The organism is Stieleria sp. (assembly GCF_041595215.1).
Taxonomy (GTDB): Bacteria; Planctomycetota; Planctomycetia; order Pirellulales; family Pirellulaceae; genus Stieleria; species Stieleria magnilauensis.
In genome coordinates this window covers 1-5,813 of record NZ_JBFHKV010000513.1, presented here as the reverse complement: position 1 = coordinate 5,813, position 5,813 = coordinate 1, and the positions used below count along the sequence as shown (strand labels likewise).

Below are 5,813 nucleotides of genomic sequence, written 5' to 3'. Positions count from 1 at the left end.
TCCGACTGTGACTCGGGAGTCTCGGAGGTGTCACCGGTCACTTCACCGGAGACTTCGCCATCCACTTCACCGGAGACTTCGCCATCCACTTCACCGGAGACTTCGCCGGTGGCATCGTCGCCACCTTCGCCAGTCACTTCGCCAGTCACTTCGCCAGTCACTTCGCCAGTCACTTCGCCAGTCACTTCGCCAGTCACTTCGCCAGTCACTTCGCCAGTGACCTCATCGGTCGGCTCAACGGCGACTTCACCAACGGGTTCGTCGGACACTTCGTCGGTCGGTTCAACGGTGACCTCAGCAACAGGTTCATCGGTGACTTCGCCGGTCGGGTCAACGGCGACCTCCTCAACGGGTTCGTCGGTGACTTCATCGGTCGGTTCAACCGTGACCTCACCATCAGGTTCACCGCTCACTTCGCCGACAGGATCAACGGCAACCTCATCGACAGGATCAACGGCAACCTCATCGACAGGATCAACGGCAACCTCATCGACGGGGTCGACCGTGACTTCATCAACAGGTTCCCCGGTGACTTCGCCGGCAGGCTCGATGGCGTCGTCGCTGGAGTCTCCGTCTTCGGCATCGGGTTGACCGAGGATGCCGACGGCTTCATCCGGATTCAGATCGGCGGTGGTGTCGGAATCGGCCTCCGCGGCCGGTTCCCCACCGCAGTCCTGTGATTCCGAGTCGTCGCTGGTCAACAGATCACCCAGGGGTGTGTCATCGACATCGGAGCTTTGGTCATCGGAGTCTTCGGCCAACGGCGCGTCGGTTGTCTCGTCGACGATCGTGTCCTCTTCCACGACCGTGTCGGTCGGTGCGTCGCCGGTCGAGTCGATGATCACGTTGTCACCGGGACCGCCCAAGATCACGTCGTCGCCACCGCCGCCGAGCACAACATCGTCGCCCCCTCCGGCGACCAAGATGTCGCGACCCGAACCGCCCAGGACGACATCGTTTCCGCCACCGGCTCGCATGATGGAATCCAACGACGTGTCATTGACCAGCAAGTCATCGCCGCCCAACGCTTCGAAGATGATGCCATCGATCAACTCCGCGTCAAAACTCTGCTCCATCGACGCGACTTGGCCGTCGGCGTCTTGGGTTTGCAGTTTGACGACGACAGAGTTTTCCACCGTGTAGACTTCCGCGATGTCATTGCCGCCGGTGCCTTCGATATACAGCGTCGTGTCCACAACGCCGATATCGGCAGCCAACAGCTTTCGGCTTTCCAGAGCCTGTACACTCAAACGTTTCATACCTTTTTATCCTTCGATCAAGGTGTGATGCATTGAAACCCGGCCTGCCCGTGCAGTGCGATCGCGTTTCAAAACGTGAGCCCGCCGGGAATCGTGATGGATTCAAATGCCGGCGGGCATTGACGCGACGAGGGATGCATCGACCGGACCAATCACGGCGTCGAAAAAAGCGAAGGACCAGAAATCACCGTGAATTGCCGAGTGAAAATTCAATCGCAGTGATCAAACGGCAACCGGCAGAAACGCCGGACGCGTAGAACGATTTTCAAACCCGCCTGTAAAAACTTCCGTCGCGGGGAAAAAGTCGTGGTGGGAAATAGGTGATGTGTGAAGTTTCACGCGCGGGGAGCGTCCCCAATGCTTCTCCCCCACAAATCGACAAGCAAGCTTTTCCACGATTTGTGGGAGAGAAGCGACCTACTGAAAAATGGCTCCCCTCTCCCCCGAACAAGCCTCGTGGCTGATTCGGATGGATCATGCGTGTCATGTGATTTCTAAAAGCGGAAACGCTGCGATTAGGAGAGGTTTGTTTGGGGGAGAGGGGCAGGGGGTGAGGGGGAATCCGCATGCCGAAACGACGATGCAATCACAAGGCCACCGAGTTTGCTCGTGATCAGCGCAATCGATCGAATGAATTTGAAAACTCGGTTTAGCAGATGTGCGCAATTGCGGTTGCGCCGGAGGAGAGTTTCGAAGTGAGTATCCGATGGGCGATACACCGTTGATTGCTACTAGGTCGATTGGAAGCAGTTCGCCTTCTTGGGTACGACATACCGCCAGATCCAACCGGGGTTCGAGAGCGTACCGTTGCCGCAATCAACAACGGCGCACAGAATAGATGCCCCTCTCCCCCAGCCCCTCTCCCCCACTTCCTGACTCGCTTAGGCTCGCCAGGAATTGGGGGGAGAGGGGAGCCATGGTGATTCATTTTCGCTTCTTAACTCAATGACATTGGGCTTGCACCCTGCGGCTATCACCCCGTCAAACGCAGGACATAGTCGCTGCGCAGCGTTGCCCTCGCCGCGGGGAACCACTCCCCGCCCTAGCTCAAAAGCGCCGTCAACGCCTGCGCCTTGACCAATTCTCTCGGCTGGTTGAGGTGGTTGTAGACGATCGTTTCGGGATGAATGCCGAAACTGTGATAGATCGTGGCCAATAACTCGGCCGGGTGGACCGGGTTTTCCAGCGGGGCCGAGGCAGTTTTGTCACTCTTGCCGTGCACGTACCCGCGTTTGGTTCCGGCACCCGCCATGACGGCCGTGTAGCAGTACGGCCAGTGGTCGCGTCCGTCGTCGGAGTTGTTGTTGCCACTGGTGCTGACGCCACGCTGTGGGCTGCGACCGAATTCACCGACGGCAACGACCAGTGTGTCTTCCAACATGCCGCGGTCATCCAGATCTTCAATCAGCGTCGACAATCCGGCGTCCAGCATCGGCGCCGATTGTTCTTTCATCCGCTTACTCAATCCGCTGTGATGGTCCCACGAGTGGTTGTCGCTGTTGGCGACCTTGGGCCAAATGACTTCGACGACACGGGTCCCGGCGTCGACCAGGCGTCGGGCGAGCAAACAGCTCTGGCCGAACGTGTTGCGGCCATACTTGTCGCGCAGATCATCCGGTTCACTGGCCAAGTCAAATGCCTCGCGTGCCCGACCGGAAACAATCAGCGACAACGCTCGGTCGTAGTATTCATCCAACTCGAAACTCTCGACGGCCTTGTTGATCTCCGGCATTTGCGCGTTGAGCAAATTGCGCAATTGCGCCCGCCGTTTTAACCGCACGCTAAACACTTCCGGTCGCAGTTTCAGGTCATCGATCTTGATGCGGTTCATCTTGCTCATGTCCAGATCATCGCCATCTGGATAGAGCGTGTAGGGGTCATAGGACTTGCCCAAGAATCCGGCCGTCCCGCCTTTGCCGACCACGTTGGATTCTTGCAGGGGCCGCGGCAACATGACGAACGGCAACATCGGTTCGTCGACCGGCTGCATCTTGACGATGTTGCTGCCGAAATTCGGGAAGTCTTTCGGCGAAGGCGGTTCCAGCTGTCCCGACGGGCTGACCTTGTCGGTCGTGTAGCCCGTCATCATCTGGTAAATCGCCGCGGTGTGGTTGAACAGGCCGTTGGGCGTGTACGACATCGACCGAATCATGGTGAATCGATCGTTCAGTTGACTCAACTGCGGCAGATTCTCGGTGAACTTGATCCCGGGGATCTTGGTGCTGATCGGTTGGAACTGGCTTTTGACGTTGTCGGGAACATTTTCCTTGGGATCCCACAGATCCAAGTGGCTGGGACCGCCTTGCAAATACACCATGATGATGCTCTTGGCTTTGCCCCAACCGGGACCGCCGCCGAGCACTTCACCGGCCGAGGCGTTTTCGAGCTGCATCAACGAGGGCAGCGACAACCCCAACATTCCGCAGCCGCCGACACGCAAGAACGTGCGGCGAGACGGAGCCAGATGGGGATCGCAAAGGTCTTTGGCGGCGAAGCCTTTGAACGAAAGCATGATGGGGTTCTCCGAAGCGAGTGTGGGTTGGTCGGCGGTTTGGCACCGAACGTGTGTCGAAACAATCCGGGCCAGGTTAGTGGTTGAACAAAAAGGCGGGGCTGTTGATCAGTGCCCACGTCAGGTCTTCTGCCGCCGTCAAACGTAACCGTTCGACTTGCTGTTTACTTTGCGCGACGTCATTTCGCAGCCGAATGATTCGAGCATCATCGGGCGTTGCGACGGACAATGCGTCGCGACGTTGCTCCAACCGAACCGTTTCGGCGTCGCGGGGGACTGCTTTCCGGGCCTCGGCCAACGCGGCTTCGGCCTTGGTTCGATCCGGGTCGGTCTTGCCGACGTAATCGATCAACTTCTGTTTCGCCGTCTCGTCGCGATCGGCGTCCGGTGTCGCGACGATGGCACGAAACGTTTCGGGCAGGTCCAATGGAATCTCGCCGGTGTCGGTCGTCGCGCTGATGCGGAACTTGCCCAACTGGTGGTCGGCGGCGTTGTGGAACTGGTGGATCTGGAATTGCAGCACGCAGCCGTCGGGATGATTGATCGGTTGCTTCAGCTTGAACGTGGCCCAGTGATCGACACCGGTCGCACCGGCCACCGCCCATCCGCCCTGTCCACGTTTGTTGCCGTCAAAGGTCGCTTCGATCGTAAAGCTCGGTTGCAAGAAATCTGCCTTGCCGCTTTCGATCGACACATCCGCGAACGTTTTGGGATCGGACTTGGATGCGACCTTGATTTCGAATTCGGTGATCACAAAGTTTCCGTTGGGCGGCAAACCGGGACCGTTGCTTGGCAACGACGGATCCGAGAGGGCTTCCAAGCGGAATCCGGTGATATTTTTCAGTGAAGTCGGATACTCGATCGTGTAGACCGCCTTGCCGGTTTGACCGCTGGCGGTGATCGAGCGATCTTCCGCGGCGACCAACTTGGCTTTGTTGGTCGAGACCGCTTTGGAAGGTCGCAGCGGATGCCACTCGACCGCCGCGGCGTGTTCGGTTTCCCACTGCTTCACCTTTTCGGCCAACTGCTTGTTGACGTCTTCGAGCGCCTTGGTGGCCTTTTCGATTCGTGCCTCACGCTCTTTGGCCAGGCGTTCTTGTTCCGGTTTGGCGGCTTCGATCCGAGCGGCCAATTGCGTGTTGGTTTCGGCAAGTTTCGCCTCGCGGATCTGTTCCAATTCTTGCTTCCGCTCGGCCCACTCGATTTCTTTCGCAGCGAGTTCTTTCTCGAGCAGTTCGTGATCGATCTTGATCTGTTGCTTGATTTGATCGAACGCCGCGAGTTCGGTTTCGCTGGGCGGTCGACCGATCGAGCGGAGGAAGATTTCCGTGGCCAGTTCGCGGTCGTCCGGATTTTCTTGGACGATGCGTTCTAGTTCGTTCTTGGGGTCGGCGATCGCGGTCGCTACCGTGGGCCCACCGATCAAGGCCATGATCGGGCCGAGTTGCAATTCGCTGGAGCGTTCGCATTCACAGGCGCTTTCGCGGACCGGGCGTCCCAGGTTCTGTAAGAAGCCGTCATTGAGTTTGACGCCCGAGTCGGTGACGGCAGCGGCGCGCGTGCCTTTGGGCATTCCGGGGATGTTGCTCTCGGCGCCGGTCAACGCGTGCACGGCGTCGTAAATGACTTCGGCCGGCAGACGCCGTGGCATCGCACGCGCGTAGTTCAATGTGTCGTCTTCGTTCATCGGGTGGGTCGCGACACTCAATTGATACGTGCGGCTGTTGCAGATTTGCCGCAACATGGCGCGGACATCAAACCCTGACGCGACGAACTGGTCGGTCAGATGATTCAGCAATTCGGGGTTGGTCGGCGGATTGCCGGCACGAATGTCATCGATCGGCTCGATCAATCCGACGCCCAACAGATAGCCCCACAGACGATTGACGAAGCTGCGGGCAAAGTACGGGTTGTCGGCGTCGGTCATCCAGGCCGCCAGCTTTTCCCGACGAGTGCCTTCATCGGGCATTTCGCAGGGCACATCGTACGGGAAACTCGGCGGCGCGACGTCGCCGGTGCGCGCGTGGATGACCTCGCCCTGA

2 protein-coding genes and 1 pseudogene are annotated in these 5,813 nt (G+C 58.7%); all 3 read right to left on the bottom strand.

Going from position 1 to position 5,813, the window contains the following annotated elements:
* A pseudogene (locus tag ABX749_RS19070) lies at positions 1–1,259 on the bottom strand (hypothetical protein); the annotation flags it as partial.
* Positions 1,260–2,301: 1,042 nt separating this feature from the next.
* The gene (locus ABX749_RS19065) at positions 2,302–3,771 is read right to left on the bottom strand and encodes a DUF1501 domain-containing protein (RefSeq protein ID WP_372897361.1); all 1,470 of its coding nucleotides are present in this window, start codon (positions 3,769–3,771) and stop codon (positions 2,302–2,304) included.
* 76 nt (positions 3,772–3,847) lie between these two features.
* Positions 3,848–5,813, bottom strand: a 1,966-nt coding sequence (locus ABX749_RS19060; RefSeq protein ID WP_372897360.1) for a DUF1553 domain-containing protein, incomplete at its 5' end; no start/stop codon positions are given.

What these genes read in the sequence shown, in the direction of transcription:
- ABX749_RS19065 (WP_372897361.1), bottom strand. Translation starts at nt 3,771, where the DNA reads ATGCTTTCGTTCAAAGGCTTCGCCGCCAAAGACCTTTGCGATCCCCAT.